Annotated in this window: 17 protein-coding genes and 1 pseudogene; 2 read left to right on the top strand and 16 right to left on the bottom strand. The window is 37.8% G+C overall.

Annotation, left to right across the window (positions count from 1 at the left end):
- Positions 1–24: 24 nt before the first annotated feature.
- The 7 genes from nrdI to hrcA form a co-directional block, all read right to left on the bottom strand.
- Positions 25–474 (bottom strand): class Ib ribonucleoside-diphosphate reductase assembly flavoprotein NrdI, encoded by a 450-nt coding sequence (nrdI, locus tag G7081_RS04730; protein WP_420824512.1) that lies wholly within the window; start codon positions 472–474, stop codon positions 25–27.
- A 16-nt stretch (positions 475–490) separates the two neighbouring features.
- Positions 491–1,645, bottom strand: coding sequence for an alanine racemase (gene alr / locus G7081_RS04725; RefSeq protein WP_166007809.1), 1,155 nt, complete (start codon positions 1,643–1,645; stop codon positions 491–493).
- Positions 1,646–1,756: 111 nt separating this feature from the next.
- Positions 1,757–2,656: a metal ABC transporter solute-binding protein, Zn/Mn family gene (locus tag G7081_RS04720; protein WP_166007808.1), complete on the bottom strand. Its 900-nt coding sequence runs from the start codon at positions 2,654–2,656 to the stop codon at positions 1,757–1,759.
- Between the two features lie 121 nt (positions 2,657–2,777).
- Positions 2,778–3,917: a molecular chaperone DnaJ gene (dnaJ, locus tag G7081_RS04715; RefSeq protein WP_166007807.1), complete on the bottom strand. Its 1,140-nt coding sequence runs from the start codon at positions 3,915–3,917 to the stop codon at positions 2,778–2,780.
- Between the two features lie 125 nt (positions 3,918–4,042).
- Complete coding sequence (dnaK, locus tag G7081_RS04710) at positions 4,043–5,875, bottom strand: molecular chaperone DnaK (protein WP_166007806.1); 1,833 nt, start codon at positions 5,873–5,875, stop codon at positions 4,043–4,045.
- A 42-nt stretch (positions 5,876–5,917) separates the two neighbouring features.
- Entirely contained in the window at positions 5,918–6,463 is a 546-nt protein-coding gene (grpE, locus tag G7081_RS04705; protein ID WP_166007805.1) for a nucleotide exchange factor GrpE, read from the bottom strand.
- Complete coding sequence (gene hrcA / locus G7081_RS04700) at positions 6,456–7,529, bottom strand: heat-inducible transcriptional repressor HrcA (protein ID WP_166007804.1); 1,074 nt, start codon at positions 7,527–7,529, stop codon at positions 6,456–6,458. The genes grpE and hrcA overlap by 8 nt, the downstream gene beginning before the upstream one ends.
- Before the next feature lie 250 nt (positions 7,530–7,779).
- On the opposite strand from hrcA, the gene G7081_RS04695 reads away from it, so the two are divergent.
- Positions 7,780–9,303 carry a YfcC family protein gene (locus tag G7081_RS04695; protein ID WP_166007803.1) on the top strand — a complete coding sequence of 508 codons (1,524 nt, stop codon included), beginning with the start codon at positions 7,780–7,782 and terminating at the stop codon, positions 9,301–9,303.
- Positions 9,304–9,341: 38 nt separating this feature from the next.
- Here G7081_RS04695 and hemW read toward each other — a convergent pair whose 3' ends face one another.
- The 9 genes and pseudogenes from hemW to rimP form a co-directional block, all read right to left on the bottom strand.
- The gene (gene hemW / locus G7081_RS04690) at positions 9,342–10,472 is read right to left on the bottom strand and encodes a radical SAM family heme chaperone HemW (protein WP_166007802.1); all 1,131 of its coding nucleotides are present in this window, start codon (positions 10,470–10,472) and stop codon (positions 9,342–9,344) included.
- A 1-nt stretch (position 10,473) separates the two neighbouring features.
- The gene (ribF, locus tag G7081_RS04685) at positions 10,474–11,421 is read right to left on the bottom strand and encodes a riboflavin biosynthesis protein RibF (RefSeq protein WP_166007801.1); all 948 of its coding nucleotides are present in this window, start codon (positions 11,419–11,421) and stop codon (positions 10,474–10,476) included.
- Positions 11,422–11,434: 13 nt separating this feature from the next.
- Positions 11,435–12,352: a tRNA pseudouridine(55) synthase TruB gene (gene truB, locus G7081_RS04680; protein WP_166007800.1), complete on the bottom strand. Its 918-nt coding sequence runs from the start codon at positions 12,350–12,352 to the stop codon at positions 11,435–11,437.
- Positions 12,353–12,460: 108 nt separating this feature from the next.
- Entirely contained in the window at positions 12,461–12,811 is a 351-nt protein-coding gene (gene rbfA, locus G7081_RS04675; protein ID WP_166007799.1) for a 30S ribosome-binding factor RbfA, read from the bottom strand.
- 23 nt (positions 12,812–12,834) lie between these two features.
- Positions 12,835–15,444, bottom strand: coding sequence for a translation initiation factor IF-2 (infB, locus tag G7081_RS04670; RefSeq protein WP_166007798.1), 2,610 nt, complete (start codon positions 15,442–15,444; stop codon positions 12,835–12,837).
- A gap of 12 nt (positions 15,445–15,456) precedes the next feature.
- Positions 15,457–15,762 carry a YlxQ-related RNA-binding protein gene (locus tag G7081_RS04665; RefSeq protein WP_166007797.1) on the bottom strand — a complete coding sequence of 102 codons (306 nt, stop codon included), beginning with the start codon at positions 15,760–15,762 and terminating at the stop codon, positions 15,457–15,459.
- On the bottom strand, positions 15,752–16,051 hold the full coding sequence (rnpM, locus tag G7081_RS04660) for an RNase P modulator RnpM (RefSeq protein WP_166007796.1): 300 nt from the start codon (positions 16,049–16,051) through the stop codon (positions 15,752–15,754). Before rnpM ends, G7081_RS04665 begins: the two co-directional genes overlap by 11 nt.
- A gap of 27 nt (positions 16,052–16,078) precedes the next feature.
- Positions 16,079–17,164: pseudogene (gene nusA / locus G7081_RS04655) on the bottom strand (transcription termination factor NusA); the annotation flags it as partial.
- A 29-nt stretch (positions 17,165–17,193) separates the two neighbouring features.
- The gene (gene rimP, locus G7081_RS04650; RefSeq protein WP_166007794.1) at positions 17,194–17,667 is read right to left on the bottom strand and encodes a ribosome maturation factor RimP; all 474 of its coding nucleotides are present in this window, start codon (positions 17,665–17,667) and stop codon (positions 17,194–17,196) included.
- A gap of 249 nt (positions 17,668–17,916) precedes the next feature.
- Between rimP and G7081_RS04645 the strand changes: the two genes are divergently transcribed.
- The gene (locus tag G7081_RS04645; protein WP_238786621.1) at positions 17,917–18,744 is read left to right on the top strand and encodes a metallophosphoesterase; all 828 of its coding nucleotides are present in this window, start codon (positions 17,917–17,919) and stop codon (positions 18,742–18,744) included.
- Positions 18,745–18,764: the final 20 nt, after the last annotated feature.

Here is an 18,764-nt window from a genome sequence, read left to right as displayed (position 1 = left end):
ATGATAACTTCTCATCCTATTGTTTTATTTAGTTACAACTTCTGCTAATAAGTTATAAATTCGTTCCACATCTGATGGTGTCCCACGCAACTCATAATCTGCAACAAATGACACATTAAATTTTTCAGCATACTGCTTACCGGTTAAACAATATTGCCAGTTAAAGTTTTTATTCCCACTGCCAATAATTCCTAAACAACGTTGAGCATTATCACCAAACTCAATATACTCACCTAGTGTATTTGTCATGATTTCATTTGTTCCACTATCTAAACCATTCCCGCCATCTAAGTACGTCGGGACGCAAGCAAAGAAGTCTTTTTCTTCAGCTTCAAACATACTGTCATCGGTAATTTCTTTAATTTCAACCAAAGGCATGTCCACGTTTTGTGCATGTTGCTCTTTGCCATATGTTTCCATATGTTTTGCAAATGCTCGGGTATTGCCTGAAATTGAAAAGTATAATAAACGGATCATCTAATCTCTCCCTTTAGTTAGCTTCATATTTATCTAAACTACCTTCATTTTTATAAACCAGCGGAACACGCTCAGATAAAATACAAGGTAATTCATAATTAATCGTCCCGATATACTCGGCACCTTCTTGGAATGAAATCATTTCATGGGACTCTTCATCTTCACCAAAGATTGTGACAATCGTACCAATCGGAACCGGCTTATCTAAACGAATCATACATTGATCCATACAAATACGTCCGACAATTGGAACTCGTTTCCCATCTAAAAGTAATTTAAATCCTTGGAAGCTTCTCAAAAGACCATCGGCATACCCAATTGGCAATGTAGCAATCCATTCGTCTTCTGTTGTTTGATAAGTTGCACCATAGCTTAGTGACTCTCCCGCAGGAACTAACTTCATTTGGACAACTTCTGTGACCACAGACATCGCTTGCTTCAATTCATAAGGTGATGCTAACTCAGAACCTGATGGGTTAATCCCATACATGCTTGCCCCCAAACGAATTAAATTAGAACGCCAGTGGTCATGCCATAAAGCTGTTGCTGAATTAGCTGTATGAATATAACGAATATCATCTGGAAAAATAGTTAGGGCTTCTTCAAATCGTTCTTTTTGGAGATCAACATACGATGTATCTTTAGAATCTGCTTTTGCAAAATGTGTAAATAATCCCTCTATCTCAAATTCTTTATGCTTTTCTAAAAAAGCAACGACTTCTTTCATTTCATCAGCCGTACGCAACCCTAAACGACCCATTCCACTGTCAATTTTCACGTGAATTTTTAACCTTTCCCCATGACCAGCTTCCAAAGAGGCTGCTGCCATTTCAAGCCATTCCATGCTGACCGCTGCACAGGAAATATCATATTCAACCAGAATATTAGTAAAGATCGGGTCCACCACACCTAAAACAATAATCGGTTCAGTAATACCTGATTTCCGAAGCTCTACCGCTTCGTCTAATAGCGACACGCAGAAACCTGTCGCCCCTGCTTGTCTTGCAACCTCTGCAACCTTCACAGCTCCATGACCATAACCATTCGCTTTAACAACAGCAAAAATTTCTGCTCCGTCTTTAATATGTTTAAATTCAGATTTTATATTTTTATAAATAGCCGGACAATCGATGACGCGTTTTGTCGGCCGTAAGAAACCAATCGCCATCACGATTCTCCTTTCATACTTAACAACACATCCTACTTAATATAGTACCTTTTCCAACGTAAATTTACTAGTATTTTAATAATAAAAAAGCAACCACATGTGGTTGCTTTTTTATTTAATAACGTCTTTTAAGGCATTTAAATTTTTTTCCATCACAGATAAATAATCTTCACCTTCTGATTGTTCTTGATTTGTTAAACCTTCAAGTGTATTTAAATCTCGCAATTCGGCTCCTGTATTATCAGCAATCGTTTTGGCAATTTTACTCGATGAAAGCCCTTCGGTAAAGATAACTTTAACATTGTTGTTCTTAACAAAGTCTTGAATCTCTGCTAACTCAGATGGATTTGGTTCTTGGTCTGGATTTAAGCCCGCAATTGGTTTTTGAATTAAATTGTAGCGCTTGGCTAAATGACCAAAAGCTTCGTGTTGCGTGACAAATGTCCGATTTTTAGCATCCTTGAAGGCCGAAGCATATTTACTATCAAGCTCTTTCAATTTAAGAACGTACTCATTCGTATTTTTTTCAATATCTTCTTGCAGCTCGGGATAAGTTTTTACAATCGCTTCGCTTATCGTCAACACAGCATCTTGGGCTAAAACAGGATCTAACCAAACATGAGGATCGGTAGCACCGTTATCACTAGCTTGTTCGGCTTCGGCTACTCCACCAGCTTCAATTATCTTGGTTTTAGTATCACCCATGCTTTCTAAAGCTGTCGGTACCCATGTTTCCATATCAGTTGAATTATAAATAAAGATATCAGCATCTTGAATTTTAGCAATATCTTTTGCACTAGGTTCATAGTCATGTGGCTCAGTAGCACCATCAATTAAAACCGTTACATTTCCTTTGTCCCCAACAATTTGTTTTGCAAAATCATACATTGGATAAAAAGTTGTAACAACATTCAGTTTGTTATTTTCTTTCACTTCTTCTTTCTTGCTTCCACAGGCAGTTAAGGTTAAAGCGACAAGGGCAACGACAACAGTTTGAAATAAACGTTTCATATTCATGTCCTCTTTTCTAAATCGTAATTATTACACTTTGTATTATATGATGAATATTTTTAATTAGCAAGATTTTTTTACAAAAAAAGACCATTCATTTCTGAATGGTCTTCAACTAATTTTATTTTGGTCTAAAGGCATCCTTAACTTTATCAAAGAAACCTTCTTCTTCTGTTACTTGGTCGCCACCTGCTTCAGCAAATTTTCTTAATGCATCTCTTTGTGCATCACTTAAATTTTTAGGCGTCACGATTCGTACAGTCACTTGTTGATCACCATTACCAGTTCCTCTTAATTTAGATGCACCTTTTCCTTTTAATCGGAAAGTTGTACCTGTTTGAGTACCAGCTGGGACTTTTAATTTAATTTTCCCATGAATGGTTGGGACTTCAATTTCATCCCCTAATGTTGCTTGAACAAAACTTAATGGTAAATCATAGTAGATTTCTGAACCATCACGGTCAAAAATATCACTTTCTTCAACACGGAAGACAACATATAAATCACCATAAGGTCCACCGTTAATACCAGCTTCACCTTGACCAGCTAGACGCATTTGTTGCCCGTCTTCAACACCAGCGGGAACATTTACTTTCACACTATGTTTTTTCTTAATCCGACCTAAGCCAGCACAGTCATCACACGGTGTATTGATACGTTGACCTTTACCGCCACATTGATCACATGGTTGTTGTGTCATCATCCGACCAAGTGGTGTTTGACGTTCAACTTGAACCACACCTTGACCATGACACTTACTACATGTTTCAGGATGTGTTCCAGGTTTAGCACCTGAACCATCACAAGTTCCACATTTGTCTTCGCGATTAAATTTAATCGTTTGTTCTGTCCCAAAAACAGCTTCTTCAAAACTTAAATCTAATGTGTACTGTAAATCTGACCCTTGGCGAGGTGCGTTGGGATTTGATGAACGACCGCCACCACCAAAGAATGAACCAAAGATATCTTCGAAGCCACCGAATCCGCCGCCTTCGAAGCCACCAAAACCACCACCGAATCCGCCACCACCAAAGTTAGGGTCGGTACTCGCATGACCGTATTGATCATAGGCTGCTTTTTTCTGAGGGTCACTTAACACTTCATAAGCTTCAGAAATTTCTTTAAATTTATCTGCAGCATCATCTGCTTTATTAATATCTGGATGATATTGTTTTGACAGTTTACGATAAGCTTTTTTCATCTCATCAGCTGTTGCACTTTTAGATACACCCAGCACTTCATAATAATCACGTTTTGCCATGGGTTTACCTCACTCTCTCTAAATTCTTTTGCTCACCTAGCATAACATAAAAGTGTTATGAACTAAATGTGCTAATAAGTAGGAAAAGCCAAAAGCAAATTGCTTTGGCTTCCCTTTTTAAAAGCTTATTTATCGTCTACTTCTTCAAAATCAGCATCTACGATATCATCAGCACCGCCTTGGGCAGCATCAGCATCCGCTCCACCAGCAGCTTGTTGCGCTGCAGCAGCTTCTTCGTATAATTTAACTGTTAAAGCTTGCACGATTTCATTTAATTCATCGCGTTTCACTTTCATTTGTTCTAAATCATTTGCTTCTACCGCAGCTTTTAATTCATCGCGAGCAGCTTCTGCTTTTTTAACTTCCGCTTCATCAACTTTACCTTCTAATTCTCCTAAAGTTTTATCAACTGAGAATAATAAAGCATCTACGTCGTTACGTAAGTCAACTTCTTCTTTACGAGCTTTATCCGCTTCAGCATTTGCTTCAGCATCTTTCACCATTTTTTCAATTTCTTCATCTGTTAAACCTGAAGAAGATTTGATTGTAATTGTTTGCTCTTTTTGAGTTCCTAAATCTTTAGCAGAAACATTTACAATACCGTTTTTGTCGATATCGAATGTTACTTCGATTTGTGGCACACCACGAGGAGCTGCAGGAATATCTGTTAATTGGAAACGACCTAATGTTTTGTTATCTGTTGCCATTGGACGTTCACCTTGTAACACGTGAATATCTACTGCTGGTTGGTTGTCTGCTGCTGTTGAGAAGACTTGTGATTTACTTGTTGGAATTGTTGTATTACGGTCAATTAATTTAGTGAATACTGATCCCATAGTTTCAATACCTAATGATAAAGGTGTTACGTCTAATAATACGACATCTTTAACATCACCAGTGATTACGCCACCTTGGATTGCAGCACCCATTGCTACGACTTCATCTGGGTTAACTGATTTGTTAGCATCTTTACCTGTTTCTTTTTGAACAGCTTCAACAACAGCTGGAATACGAGTTGAACCACCAACTAAGATAACTTCATCGATATCTGATTGTGATAAACCAGCATCTTTAAGCGCTTGACGAACTGGCGTTTTAGTTCTTTCAACTAAGTCAGCTGTTAATTCATCAAATTTAGCACGCGTTAAGTTTAACTCTAAGTGTAACGGTCCAGCTTCACCTGCTGTGATGAACGGTAAGCTGATTTGTGTGCTTGATACACCTGATAAGTCTTTTTTAGCTTTTTCAGCAGCATCTTTCAAACGTTGGACAGCCATTTTATCTTTTGATAAATCAATACCATTTTCTTTTTTGAATTCTGCAACTAAATGATCGATGATTTTGTTATCGAAGTCATCCCCACCTAAGTTGTTATCACCGGCAGTTGATAATACGTCGAAGACACCGTCACCTAATTCAAGGATAGATACGTCAAATGTACCACCACCTAAGTCAAATACTAATACTTTTTCTTCTTTATCAGTTTTATCTAAACCGTATGCAAGTGCTGCTGCAGTTGGTTCGTTAACGATACGTTCTACTTCTAAACCAGCAATTTTACCAGCGTCTTTAGTTGCTTGACGTTGCGCATCATTGAAGTAAGCAGGAACTGTGATAACTGCTTTTGTAACTTCTTCACCTAAGTAGTCTTCAGCAAATCCTTTTAAGTATTGTAATGTCATAGCTGAGATTTCTTGTGGTGTGTATGATTTTCCATCAGCCTCTACTTTATATCCAGGTTCACCCATGTAACGTTTAATAGATGCAATTGTGTCAGGGTTTGTTACTGCTTGACGTTTAGCAACTTCACCTACTTGGATTTCACCATTTTTGAATGACACAACAGATGGTGTTGTACGATTACCTTCTGGGTTTGGAATAATTTTTGCTTCTCCACCCTCTAATACTGCCACTGCAGAGTTTGTTGTACCTAAGTCAATACCAATAATTTTAGCCATAATATAGATCTCCTTTTATATGTTAGTTTATTTTATATTTTTTTATTGAGCTACCATTACCATTGTCGGTCTTAAGACACGATCATGTAAAATATAACCCTTTTGTAACACTTGAACGATTTGATCAGCTGTTTGACCATCTTCAAGTGGAACTGTTTGAACTGCTTGATGAAGATTTGGATCGAATGTTTCACCCATTGCAGGGATTTCTTCGATTCCAGAAGTTTTCAAAGCATGTAGCATGCTTTCCATTACCATCTCAATACCTTTTTTCAAACTTTCGCCTTGTTCATCTGTTACTTCGATTGCTAAAGCTCTTTCTAGGTTATCGATAGCTGGTAATAATTCTTTCCCTAAATCTTGCGAACGGTATTTAGCTGCTGCTTCACGATCTTTAATTGAACGATTACGAACATTAGCCATTTCCGCTTGAGCTCTTAGGAACTTATCTTCCATCTCATCTAGTTTTTCTTGTAACTCTTCTTCAACTGTTTTTTCAATAACTTCTTCAGTCATCTCTTCAACAGCTGTTTCTTCCGTTGCGTCAGTTTTCACTTCTTCAACTGTTTCTTCTGTTTTCTCAGTCACTTCTTGTCTCCCCCTCTAAATCTTCTTGCCCATCATAATCAAGCAAGCGATAATATTCTGTTAATTCTTGTGATAGTTCTTGACGGAAAGCATCAACTAAACCTAATACTTTCGAATAAGACATATTCGTTGGTCCAAGTAAGGCGATTGTCCCTTTACCATGTCCTGCAACATCATATGATGCTGTAATCAGACTCATGTTTTCCAGTAAATCGTTGTTTATTTCATGACCGATTCGAATATCAATATCACTATCAGCTGGACTGATTAACTCAGTTAACTGATCTGGATTATCCATTAAAGAATAAACCGATTTAAATTGGGATAAATCTGTCATGACATCGAAGTCTAACAGATTCATCTGGCCACCTACATAGACTCTTTCTTCAAATGCATGCCCTAATATTTCATTGAAAAGATTCATCACGCCTGCTGGTGTATGGAAATACTGTTGCAGCAATAATGGAATTTCAGTGCGTAATTTTTGATAAACCGTTAAGAGTGGTTCTCCTACTAAGGTATCATTAATTAACTGAATCATCTTTTCTAAATCTTCATTAGAAACATCTTCCGGAATATTAAAGACTTGGCTTTCCACATTTCCTTTGTCAGTCACAATAATTGCCATAATTTGTTGGCTATTAAGTGGCACCATTCGGAAACCTGTTAAGCGGCGATCCTTAACATCTGGACCTAAAGAAAAAGCTGTGTAACTTGTCAAATCAGATAAAATTTCAGCTGAACGCTTAATGATATCATCAATGGCACTAAACTCTTGACCAAACGACCCTTTGATCAACGATAAGTCGCGAGAACTAACCGTTAATGGTTGGAGTAAGTTATCAACATAAAAACGATAACCTTCAACTGATGGAATACGACCAGAAGACGAGTGAGTTTTTTCAATCAAGCCCAACTCTTCGAGCAAACCTAAGTCATTTCGAATCGTTGCAGAACTTGCCTTAATCCCCTCATTCATCAAAGTCTTAGAACCAACAGGCACTCCAGTTGAAGTGTAAGTCTGAATGAGCAGACGTAAAATATTTAATTGACGTTCTGTTAACATTCTTCTCACCTCATTTTTCTAGCACTCGATACTATCGACTGCTAATACAATTATTATATTAACAAGGTAACCTACTAATGTCAACAGATAAGACTCATTTTTTAGCACTCGTACAAAAAGAGTGCTAACCTTAGTTTTAACGGTGCTAGCCTCACCTTTTTTCCATTATAAAACAAAATAATTCATTGCTCTTACTCGAAAAGAATCTTATACTAAAGGTGTATAAAAAAACAGAAAAGGAGATGTTTTTATGAAGAAAAAGAAGATTAGTTTCCCTTCCGCTTACACGGTCATTTTAATTGTTTTATTACTAGTTATGGCTCTAACTTATTTTATTCCTGCTGGTAAGTTTGAAACAATTCAATTTGATCCCGCTACAAAAGAATTTGTGATTACAGATACACATGAGCAAGAAGCTCAGCGCGTATCAGCTAGTCAACAAGTTCTTGATGATCATCAAATTAAAGTTGATTTAGCTAAATTTGAAGACGGCTCAATTTCAAAACCCGTTGCAATCCCAGGGAGTTATCAAGAGCTCGATGAGAAACGACCAAATGCATTTGGTGCACTTAAACAGTTCCTCCATGCTCCTATTCAAGGTTTAGCAGATTCAATCGGAATCATAACATTTGTTTTAATATTAGGTGGCATTATTGGTGTTATTAATAAAACGGGAGCATTCAATGCCGGTATGAACGCTCTATCAATACGTTTAAAAGGGAAGGAAAAATGGTTAATCATCATCATCTCTGTTTTAATCGCTGCTGGCGGAACAACCTTTGGCTTAGCTGAAGAAACAGTTGCATTCTATCCGATATTAGTTCCTATTTTTATGGCTGCTGGCTATGATGCTTTAGTTGCAATTGCCACTATTTATTTAGCTAGTTGCGTCGGAACAATGGCTTCAACTGTCAATCCATTCTCTGTCGTAATTGCCTCCGATACAGCGGGAATTCCTTTTACCCAAGGTATGAGTTTACGTCTAATCATGCTGACTCTCGCTTTAGTTCTTTGCATGGCATACATTATCCGATACGGAGAAAAAGTTCGAAAAAATGCTGAGCATTCATTAGTCTTTGATCAAAAAGAAGAATTAGAAGCGCAATTTTTAACAAAAGATAGTCAAGCAGAAGCGCCCGTATTTGATATTCGCAAAAAAATCATGTTGGCTATTTTCGCTCTTGGATTTGTTGTCATGGTGTTCGGTGTCAAAGATTATGCATGGGGATTTGATGAAATATCAGCTTTATTCTTATTCATTACATTCATTATGGCAGCTATTAGTGGCTTAGGTGAAAAGTCATTTGTTTCTGAATTTATAGCAGGCGCCTCTGATTTACTTGGAGTCGCATTGGTCATCGCCTTAGCACGTGGCGTAACTATTATTATGGAAGATGCTAAAATCAGTGACACTCTAATGCAATGGTTAAGTAGTGGTGTTTCCCACATGACAGGGGTTGTCTTCACAACGGTTTTATTCTTTGTTTATATCTTATTAGGTTTCTTTATTCCATCATCATCAGGGTTAGCTGTACTTTCAATGCCAGTAATGGCTCCTCTAGCCGATGTTGTTGGAATTGATCGCGCCTTAATTGTTGATGCCTACAACTGGGGACAAGGGATTATCGCATTCATTGCTCCAACAGGTCTAGTACTTGCATCGCTTGCTATGGTAAACATATCTTTCGATAAGTGGTTAAAATTTGTAACTCCTATTATGTTAGCTATTGGTGCCTTAGCTATTATTTTATTAGGAATTGGGGTCTTTATATAATAGAAGAAAAAAAGCTAGGACAATGAGTCCTAGCTTTTTTATTTAATAAACTTTTCAAAGACGGTATTGCCTAAAATCATCCCTCTATCAGTTAAGGAAATAAAACCATTTTTTTCTTGCAATAAACCATCCGCTAATAGATCATTAATTTCCGATTGATAGACACTATCTAATGTCTGGTTATATCGTGATGCAAAATGTTCTCTTGAAATTCCTTTGATTTTACGTAAACCCAAAAACATTTCTTCTTCCATTTTTTGCTTTAGCATCAGTGTTTCTGTTTCAATAACTGGAAGTTGATTATTTCTCAACGGTTCTAAGTAATGTTGAATTGGTCCATGATTACGGTAACGTTCGTTTCCTACATAACCACTTGCTCCAGCACCTATTCCAAAGTAATGATCATTATTCCAATACACTAGATTGTGTTGACTTTCAAAACCTGGCGAAGCAAAATTACTCACTTCATATTTAGGTCGACCCGCAGCTTCCATCTTGCGGGTAGCAAGCTCAAACATATCCCCTTCTTCGTCTTCAGTTGGAAGGTTCAATCGACCTTGGCGTGCCCAGTTATTAAACATAGTTTTGTTTTCTAAGATTAATGAATACATAGAATAATGAGGTAAGTCTAAGGCTATTGCTTTGTCTAAGGTATCTTCGAAATTTGCTAATGTTTGCCCTGGTAGTGCATAAATCAAATCTATGCTGACATTTGTCAGCCCTGATTTGTCAATTACCTTCATCGTATCAAAGACATCTTGAGCAGAGTGTTTGCGTCCAATTTTTTTCAACAAACGATCATCAAAAGATTGAACTCCCATTGATAAACGGTTAACACCATAGTTTTTCATGACTGCCAATTTATCAGCTGTTAAATCTCCAGGATTGGCCTCTACAGTGAACTCATCTCCATCAATAAAAGGTAGTTCTTCGCGAACCCCTTTTAGCAACGCATCTAACTGCTTGGCGGTCAAAGACGTTGGCGTTCCGCCACCAATATAGATTGTTTCAACACGATCCGTTGGGTATTTCTTCATGCTCAAATGCATTTCTTTGATGACCTCTTGGATATATTCATCAACTGGTTGGCCTTTTAAAAAGACTTTATTAAAATCACAGTAATAACAGATATGTTCGCAAAATGGGATGTGAATATAAGCTGACGTCATATTATGCCTCTCTTTCAGAGAAATAAGTTTCTGTGTCTACTTGATCTTGTTTCAACTGAGCTACTAATCCCTCAATACCATCAAATTTTATCTCATCACGCAAATAATGATGCCACTCGACAGCAACCTGTTCACCGTAAATATCTTGACTAAAGTCTAAAATATTAACTTCCACTGTCACATCACGGTTAGCTTCGAAAGTAATATTGCGACCAATTTGAGCCATGCCGCTATACCATTTCCCAGCTACTTGAATTTTCACTGCATAAACCCCTGTTCTTGGCATCCGTGACATTCCCGGCACTTTGATATTAGCTGTCGGGAATCCTAGGGTACGACCTCTAGCATCACCATGAACGACTGTTCCTTCCATTGTATAGGGATATCCTAGAAATTCTGAGACTCTCTCCATTTCTCCAGCTTCCATTAAATCTCTGATTGCCGTAGAGCTGATCTTCGTATCTGCTTCTGTTTGTTTAGGGACAGAAATAATTTCTAAACGACCATTAGTATACTTGGGTAGATTTGTCATTGTCGCAATATCTCTTGGTCCATAGGTATAATCGAATCCTGCTACAACCGTATCGGCATGTAAGCCCAGCATATACTGATCAACAAATTCATCAGGTGATAAGCTAGCAAAGGCTGACGTAAATTCAACAACATATAAAATATCAACACCTAAGTCCTCCATATGCTGACTTTTTTGCTCCACTGTCGTTAAATATGTCATCGTTTGTGGGTCAATTTTTTTGAAAACAATTGACGGATGTTGATTAAAGGTCATGACAGCTAGTTTTAAGCCTTTTTTCTCTGCTGCTTCACGACCGCGTTTAATGACTTCTTGGTGTCCACGATGAACACCATCAAAGAACCCTAAAACTAAGACAACTTCTCCAGTTGGTATTTGATCTTGTTTATATGGATGATGTAATTCAATAACTTCCATTTGACTACTCCTTTTATTGACCATTTCGTAAAACTTTAATCGGTTTTAAGAAGGCTTCTTTATGTGGGTGTTGCCCATAAATACTTACTAATAACTCCTTATAATAAACTGATACTAACTGATCATGAATCAGCTCAGGAAATGCTGCTAATTCAAGGAACCCACCATTTTTCACAATAGCATATTGGCTATCAGTTAAATCAATTCTTTGGAACATTGTCATGACTTGTTCAATTGGCGCTAAGAAGTCTAGTTCTTCTGCTGTCATTTTAGCAGCCACTTGATCTAAGGTTAAACAGTTTCCCGCTACAAAGCCACCACTACCAATTCTTGTTAAATCAGACATGTGTGCTGGGTAACCCATTTTAGCTCCCGTATCAACAGCTAAGGTGCGGACATAAGTTCCTTTGCCACAACCCACTTCAAAACGCCAAGAGACTGTTTTATTACCTTCATTAAAGACTGGTTCTGATGTTCGTTTAAAATACTCAATTTCAGCTGTTCGTACAGGTCGTTCAACTTCAAGCCCTTCACGAGCATATTCATACAAACGTTTGCCATTCACTTTAACAGCTGAATACATTGGCGGAATTTGGGTAATGGTTCCCTCCATTGATTTCATCACTTGATCAATTTCAGCAAGAGTAGGAACTTCTGTTACTTCCTTAACCTCTACTGTCTCACCACTAACATCTTCAGTCGTTGTGCTATATCCTAAAGTAATCTCACCAATGTAGGTTTTGCCACTATCTTGAATGTACTCAATCACTTTGGTCCCTTTACCAATACAAATTGGTAAAACACCATCGACATCCGGATCAAGCGTGCCACCATGGCCCACTTTTTTTGTTTTTAATATTTTTCTTAATTTAAAAACGCAATCATGACTAGTCATGCCACGTTCTTTCCATAGGGGTAAAATGCCATCCATTTTTTCGACCTCGCATCTTTTTCTAATAACTCGTTCATTATAGCATAACCAACCATTTTTGACTGATTTATGACACAAAAAAAGCCTAGATTTCTCTAGGCTTTTTGATTAATCATTTTTGTTTAAGTTACGGATTAATTCATCAATACGACTTCCGTAAGCAACTGATTCATCACGCTCAAAAATTAATTCAGGCGTTTTATAGATTCTTAAGCGTTGGCCTAACTCTTTACGAATTAAGCCTGTTGCTTTATCTAATCCTTCTTGCGCTTTTTTAAGCTCAGAAGCTTTATCAGATAAAATACTATAGTAAATCGTTGCTTGTTGTAAATCACCTGTCACACGAACGTCTGTAATAGTCACGTCTTGGACACGAGGATCACGGACACGTTTTTGAAGAATATCATTAACTTCTCGTTGCACTTCTTGCGCAACTTTACGATCACGATATTTAACCATGTCAATCCCTCCGATTTTTTGGATTATTTACGTTTAATTTCGACCATTTCAAATCCTTCAATCACATCATCAACTTTGATGTCATTGTAATCTTCAATCATCGCACCACATTCAAATCCCATTTTTACTTCTTTCGCATCATCTTTGAAACGTTTCAAGCTGGCAAGCTTACCTTCGTGGATAACAATGTTATCACGAATTAAGCGGATACCACCATCGCGCTTGATTGAACCATCGGTAACATAACAACCACCGATTGTTCCAACTTTAGAAACAGCATAAGTTTCACGGATCAACATTTGACCAGTAATCACTTCTTCATATTCAGGTTCTAATAAACCGTTCATAGCTGTTTCAATTTCATCAATCACGTTATAGATAATACTGTGTAAACGAATATCAACTTCATCTTGTTCAGCTTGTTGACGAGCTTGAATGGTTGGACGGACATTAAATCCGACAACAATTGCCCCACTGGCAGAAGCTAGTGTGATATCACTTTCAGTGATGGCACCAACTGCTGAGTGAACGATTTTAACACGCACACCTTCAACTTCGATTTTTTGTAAGCTGGCTGATAATGCTTCAGCTGTACCTTGTACATCAGCTTTGATAATCACGTTAACATCTTTGATTTCGCCATCTTTCAAGCTATCAAATAAGTTATCTAACGTTACAACTGTGTTGGTATTACGTTGTGCTGATAGTGCACGAGCGGCACGTTCTTCACCTGCTGCACGAGCCGTTTTCTCATCTTCAAAGACTACAAAACGATCGCCGGCTTGTGGCACATCATTTAAACCTGTGATTTCAACTGGTGTTGCTGGTCCAGCTTCTTTATCACGACGACCCATATCATTTGTCATCGTACGAACACGACCAAATGTATTACCAACTACGATAGGATCACCAACACGTAGCGTACCTTGTTGAACTAGTAATGTAGCAACAGTTCCTTTTCCTTTATCAAGACGCGCTTCAATCACGCTACCAATTGCACGTTGCGTTGGATCAGCTTTTAATTCTTGCACTTCAGAAATTAAAACAATATTTTCTAATAATTCATCAATGTTTTCATTGTTTTTAGCTGAGATATTAACGAACATTGTATCGCCACCCCAAGCTTCTGGAATAAGACCATGTTCACTCAATTGACCGATAACATTTTCAGGGTTAGCACCTGGTTTATCGATTTTATTAACCGCTACAATAATTGGCACATCTGCAGCTTTAGCATGGTTAATCGCTTCAATAGTTTGTGGCATAACACCATCGTCTGCTGCTACGACTAAGATGGTAATATCAGTGATACTTGCACCACGTGCACGCATACTTGTGAAAGCAGCATGTCCTGGTGTATCTAAGAAAGTAATTGTTTTACCATCAACATCAATTTGGTAAGCACCAATATGTTGAGTGATACCACCGGCTTCACCATCAGTTACTTTAGTATTACGTAACGTATCTAATAATGTTGTTTTACCATGGTCAACGTGACCCATGATTGTCACAACTGGTGGGCGTTCTTGTAAGTTGCCTTCTTCAATTGCTTCTGGTTCGAAGAATTTATCAATATCAGCCACATCAACTGCTACTTTTTCTTCTGCTTCAATACCATATTCAACAGCTAATAATTCAATCGTATCATTATCAAGGGCTTGGTTTTGGTTAACCATAACACCCATCATGAATAATTTTTTGATGATTTCAGCTGGATCACGGTAGATTTTTTTAGAGATTTCAGCAACGTTCATACCTTCTGTGTAAACTAACACTTCTGGTAATTCTTTAAACTTACGTGCTGGTACAGCAGGTTTGTTTGAAGCTGGATATTGTTTCTTACGCCCTTTTTTATTAAAGCGATTGTTGTTACGTCCTTGATAACCACCTTGTCCACCTGGGCGGTAGTTGTTATTACTGCGACCTTGGTAGCCACCTTGTCCACCACGGTTGTTTTGTCCACCTTGTTGACCACCACGAGCATTTTGGTTTTGACCTTGTGCCGGGCGATTGTTTTGATTTTGTCCCTGTGCTGGGCGATTGTTTTGATTTTGAGCTGGACGATTTTGTTGTTGCGCTGGTTTAGACGCAGCTGGTTTTTGTTGTGCTGGTCTTTCAGCTGGCTTAGCTGCTGGTTTAGATGCAGCAGGCTTTTGTTGCGCTGGTTTTTCAGCTGGTTTAGCTACTGGTTTAGACGCAGCTGGTTTTTGTTGTGCTGGTCTTTCAGTTGGCTTAGCAGCTGGTTTCGGTGCAGCTGGTTTTTGTTGTACTGGTTTTTCAGCAGGTTTTGCTGCTGGTTTGGGTGCAACTTTTCTTTCATCTGCACTGAAGTTTGGACGAGCTGCATTTGGTCTTTGTGACGCTGGTCTTTCAGACGTATCAAAGTTTGGACGAGCCGCATTTGGTCTTTGTGACGCTGGTTTTTCAGCAGGTTTAACTGCTGGCTTAGCATTTCCTTTAGGAGCTGGTTTTGCTCCTCCTTTAAAGGCTGCTTTTAATTGTTTTTCTTGTTCAGAACTAATTGACCCCATATGGTTTTTAATATCCATACCTAGTGATTGGGCTTTATCGACGATTGCTTTATTCGATTGATCGATTTCTTTTGCGAATTCATAAATTCTTTTCTTACTCATTCAATCACCTTCCTATGTCATCAATAACTCCTGGAATTTCTTAGCAAAGCCTTTGTCGCATACACCGATAATCATTCGGCTACGACCGATAGCATTGCTTAATTCCATTTGTGAGAACTCGCTACTACAAGGAACTTGGTAATAGCTGCTCTTGTCATTGATTTTTTTTATTGTATTGGGACTTGCATCGTTGGCTACAAAGACAATTTTGGCATTGCCTGAGCGAATGTCATTTATTGTTAATTCTTCACCTGAAACGATTTTACCGGCTCTCATTGCCATCCCTAGTAAATTTAAAATCTTATCCTTATTTGTCATTTGCAAATAATTCCTGTCTTGCTTTTTGATGGGATACATAATCCATTAACTCTTGATAAAAACTATCTTCTACCTTAGCTTTTAATACTCGATCAAATAATTGTTTATCACGGGCTTTTTGGACAATCGTCGGCTCAATAGTAACGTAAGCACCTCGACCTGGCATTTTACCGCTAGGATCGATTGAAACAACGCCTTCTTTTGAGCGAACAATCCTAACCATTGTACCTTTAGGATTCATTTCACCTGAAACAACACATTTTCTTAAGGGAACTTTTCGTTCTTTCATCTATTTCGCCACCCTTCTTTACGCTTCTTCGTTACTCACTTCTTCATCAGTTTCAACAGCTTCTACTTGATTACCAAGCTCTGCCATGTCTGATTCAGATTTAATATCGATTTTGAAGTTTGTTAGTTTAGCAGCTAAACGAGCATTTTGTCCGCGTTTACCAATTGCTAATGATAATTGATAATCAGGAACCACAACTGTACAAGCTTTTTGGCTTTCATCAAACTGAACATCCACAACTTGAGCTGGGTTTAAAGCATTTGCAATGTAGATTGCTGGATCTTCATTCCACTCAACGATATCCATGTTTTCACCTTTAAGTTCATTAACGATTGCTTGAACACGTTGACCACGTTGACCCACACATGTTCCAACTGGATCAACATTTGGGTCTTGTGAACGAACTGCTACTTTAGCACGATCGCCTGCTTCACGAGCAACGCTGACGATTTCAACAATACCATCGTAAACTTCAGGTACTTCTTGTTCAAATAAACGTTTTAATAAATCTGGGTGACTACGGCTAACAAATACTTGAGGGCCTTTTGATGTATTTTCTACTTTTGATACATAAACGCGGATACGATCATGTGCATGGTAAACTTCATTTGGAATTTGATCTTGGCGAGAAAGTACCGCTTCGATTTTTCCTAAGTTTACATAGATGTAACGATTGTCTTGACGTTCTACAATCCCTTGCATGATTTCATTTTCGTAAGCTGAAAATTCATTAAAGACGATTTCACGTTCTGCTTCGCGAACACGTTGTAATACAACTTGTTTAGCTGTTTGTGCTGCAATACGTCCAAAATCTTTTGGTGTTACTTCAAAACGGATTGTATCCCCTACTTCATAAGCACCATTAATTTTTAGAGCTTCTTCTAAACTGATTTCTAGTTGTGAATCCATCACTTCATCAGTGACTTCCTTCACGCCGTAGACATGGATTTTACCTTTTTTAGAATCAAATTCCACTTCAACATTTTGCGCTTGGCCATAGTGACGTTTGTATGCTGACACTAATGCTGCTTCAAGTGCTTCGATGACAATGTCTTTTGAAATCCCTTTTTCAACTTCTAGGGCTTCAAGAGCATTTAACATTTCTTTACTCATTTTATTATGCCTCCATTGTTTTCAATTGTTTAAAATTTAATCGCTAAGCGCGCTTTTGCAATATTGCTACGTTCAAAAGTCATGTCTTTATCACGTGTTTTAATCTTAACTGTTAAAGTTAAGGTTTCTGGTGTCACTTCTTTTAAATAACCGTTGAATTGTTTGTCATCTTCAACCGTTGTATACAACGACACGTGAACATATTCTTCCAACGCATTTACAAAATCTTCTTCTTTCTTCAAAGGACGCTCTGCACCAGGCGAAGACACTTCCAAGAAATATGCTTGCGGAATCGGATCTGGATTCATGGCATCTAAAGCTTCACTAATTTTTTCACTAGCTACTGCACAATCTTCAATATCAATCCCACCTGGTTTGTCAATGTAAATTCTTAGAAACCAATTTTGGCCTTCTTTTACAAACTCCACCTCAACAACCTCAAATTTTAATTCGTCAGTGATTGGTGTAACAACTGTTGTTACAGTTTCCACAACACTACTCAAGTAATTCCCCTCCTTCTCGATACTTAACCTATTTCATCAAAAAGAGTGAGCGCGGGGCGCTCACTCTTTCTCAAGTATCATTCTATAAGTATTGTACCATACCCGCAATGACAATTCAAATTGACACGCCTTCTTCTTTGATAGTTCCGAAGTCTATTAAATTAAGATTAAGAAATATTATCTAGGTTCCTTTATTTTTTATTTATTTGTTATACTAACTAACAGAAAGATTTAGAAAGGACTGCCTATATGAGCACAACTACGTTGATTTTGGCAATGCTTATCATACTAATTATTGGTTATGGCTTCTGGTCTAATCGCCAATTACAAATAGAACACATTCCCTTATTAGTCACTAACTTACCAAAAGAATTAGAGCAGGTTAAAATTAGTCATATCTCTGATTTACATTTTAGACGACTTAAATTAAACCCTGATGATTTATTAGAAGCTATTTCCAAAGAATCACCTGATTTAATTTTTGTGACGGGTGATACAATTGATCGGACAGAAGATTTATCAGTAACGACCATCGCAAACTTTATCGACGACTTAGTTATCATTGCCCCTACTTTCGTCATTGAAGGGAATCACGAAGAAACTTGTGATGACTTTGATCAATGGCGTCAATCAATTTTAGCTACTCGGGCTACCTTACTTGAGAATGACGTGACAACGGTCACTATCAAACAAACTAATATTGCCGTTGTTGGCTTACGGAATGAAATAACTGATTTACCACCTGAAGAAAAAAACAAACTGAAAGATTACCCAATTTCACTCATCCTAGCACATCATCCAGAACTGTATTCTGATTACTTAGCTAACTTTAAAGAAACGACAGCAGTCGCTATTTTTGCCGGACATGCTCATGGAGGTCAAATTAGATTACCATACATAGGTGGACTTTTAGGACCTGATAATACTTGGTTACCACCTTATTCATCTGGCATTTATTTTGATCAAGCAACTAAGCAATTACCTTTAATAGTTAGCCGTGGATTAGCTAATAGTCGTTTCCCACTTCGCATTAACAATAAACCGCATTTAATTACCCTTACCTTAAAACAAAAATAAGCAGAGCCAATGGCTCTGCT

Origin of the sequence: Vagococcus coleopterorum (assembly GCF_011303955.1) — a bacterium.
In the GTDB taxonomy this organism is placed as follows: Bacteria; Bacillota; Bacilli; order Lactobacillales; family Vagococcaceae; genus Vagococcus_D; species Vagococcus_D coleopterorum.
This window is presented reverse-complemented; position numbering and strand designations above follow the sequence as displayed.

What these genes read in the sequence shown, in the direction of transcription:
- rnpM (WP_166007796.1), bottom strand. Translation starts at nt 16,051, where the DNA reads ATGAAAGAACGAAAAGTTCCCTTAAGAAAATGTGTTGTTTCAGGTGAA.
- truB (WP_166007800.1), bottom strand. Translation starts at nt 12,352, where the DNA reads ATGGATGGCATTTTACCCCTATGGAAAGAACGTGGCATGACTAGTCAT.
- infB (WP_166007798.1), bottom strand. Translation starts at nt 15,444, where the DNA reads ATGAGTAAGAAAAGAATTTATGAATTCGCAAAAGAAATCGATCAATCG.
- G7081_RS04645 (WP_238786621.1), top strand. Translation starts at nt 17,917, where the DNA reads ATGAGCACAACTACGTTGATTTTGGCAATGCTTATCATACTAATTATT.
- dnaJ (WP_166007807.1), bottom strand. Translation starts at nt 3,917, where the DNA reads ATGGCAAAACGTGATTATTATGAAGTGCTGGGTGTATCTAAAAGTGCA.
- hrcA (WP_166007804.1), bottom strand. Translation starts at nt 7,529, where the DNA reads ATGTTAACAGAACGTCAATTAAATATTTTACGTCTGCTCATTCAGACT.
- ribF (WP_166007801.1), bottom strand. Translation starts at nt 11,421, where the DNA reads ATGGAAGTTATTGAATTACATCATCCATATAAACAAGATCAAATACCA.
- G7081_RS04720 (WP_166007808.1), bottom strand. Translation starts at nt 2,656, where the DNA reads ATGAAACGTTTATTTCAAACTGTTGTCGTTGCCCTTGTCGCTTTAACC.
- hemW (WP_166007802.1), bottom strand. Translation starts at nt 10,472, where the DNA reads ATGACGTCAGCTTATATTCACATCCCATTTTGCGAACATATCTGTTAT.
- G7081_RS04665 (WP_166007797.1), bottom strand. Translation starts at nt 15,762, where the DNA reads ATGACAAATAAGGATAAGATTTTAAATTTACTAGGGATGGCAATGAGA.
- alr (WP_166007809.1), bottom strand. Translation starts at nt 1,645, where the DNA reads ATGGCGATTGGTTTCTTACGGCCGACAAAACGCGTCATCGATTGTCCG.
- rbfA (WP_166007799.1), bottom strand. Translation starts at nt 12,811, where the DNA reads ATGGTTAAATATCGTGATCGTAAAGTTGCGCAAGAAGTGCAACGAGAA.
- G7081_RS04695 (WP_166007803.1), top strand. Translation starts at nt 7,780, where the DNA reads ATGAAGAAAAAGAAGATTAGTTTCCCTTCCGCTTACACGGTCATTTTA.
- dnaK (WP_166007806.1), bottom strand. Translation starts at nt 5,875, where the DNA reads ATGGCTAAAATTATTGGTATTGACTTAGGTACAACAAACTCTGCAGTG.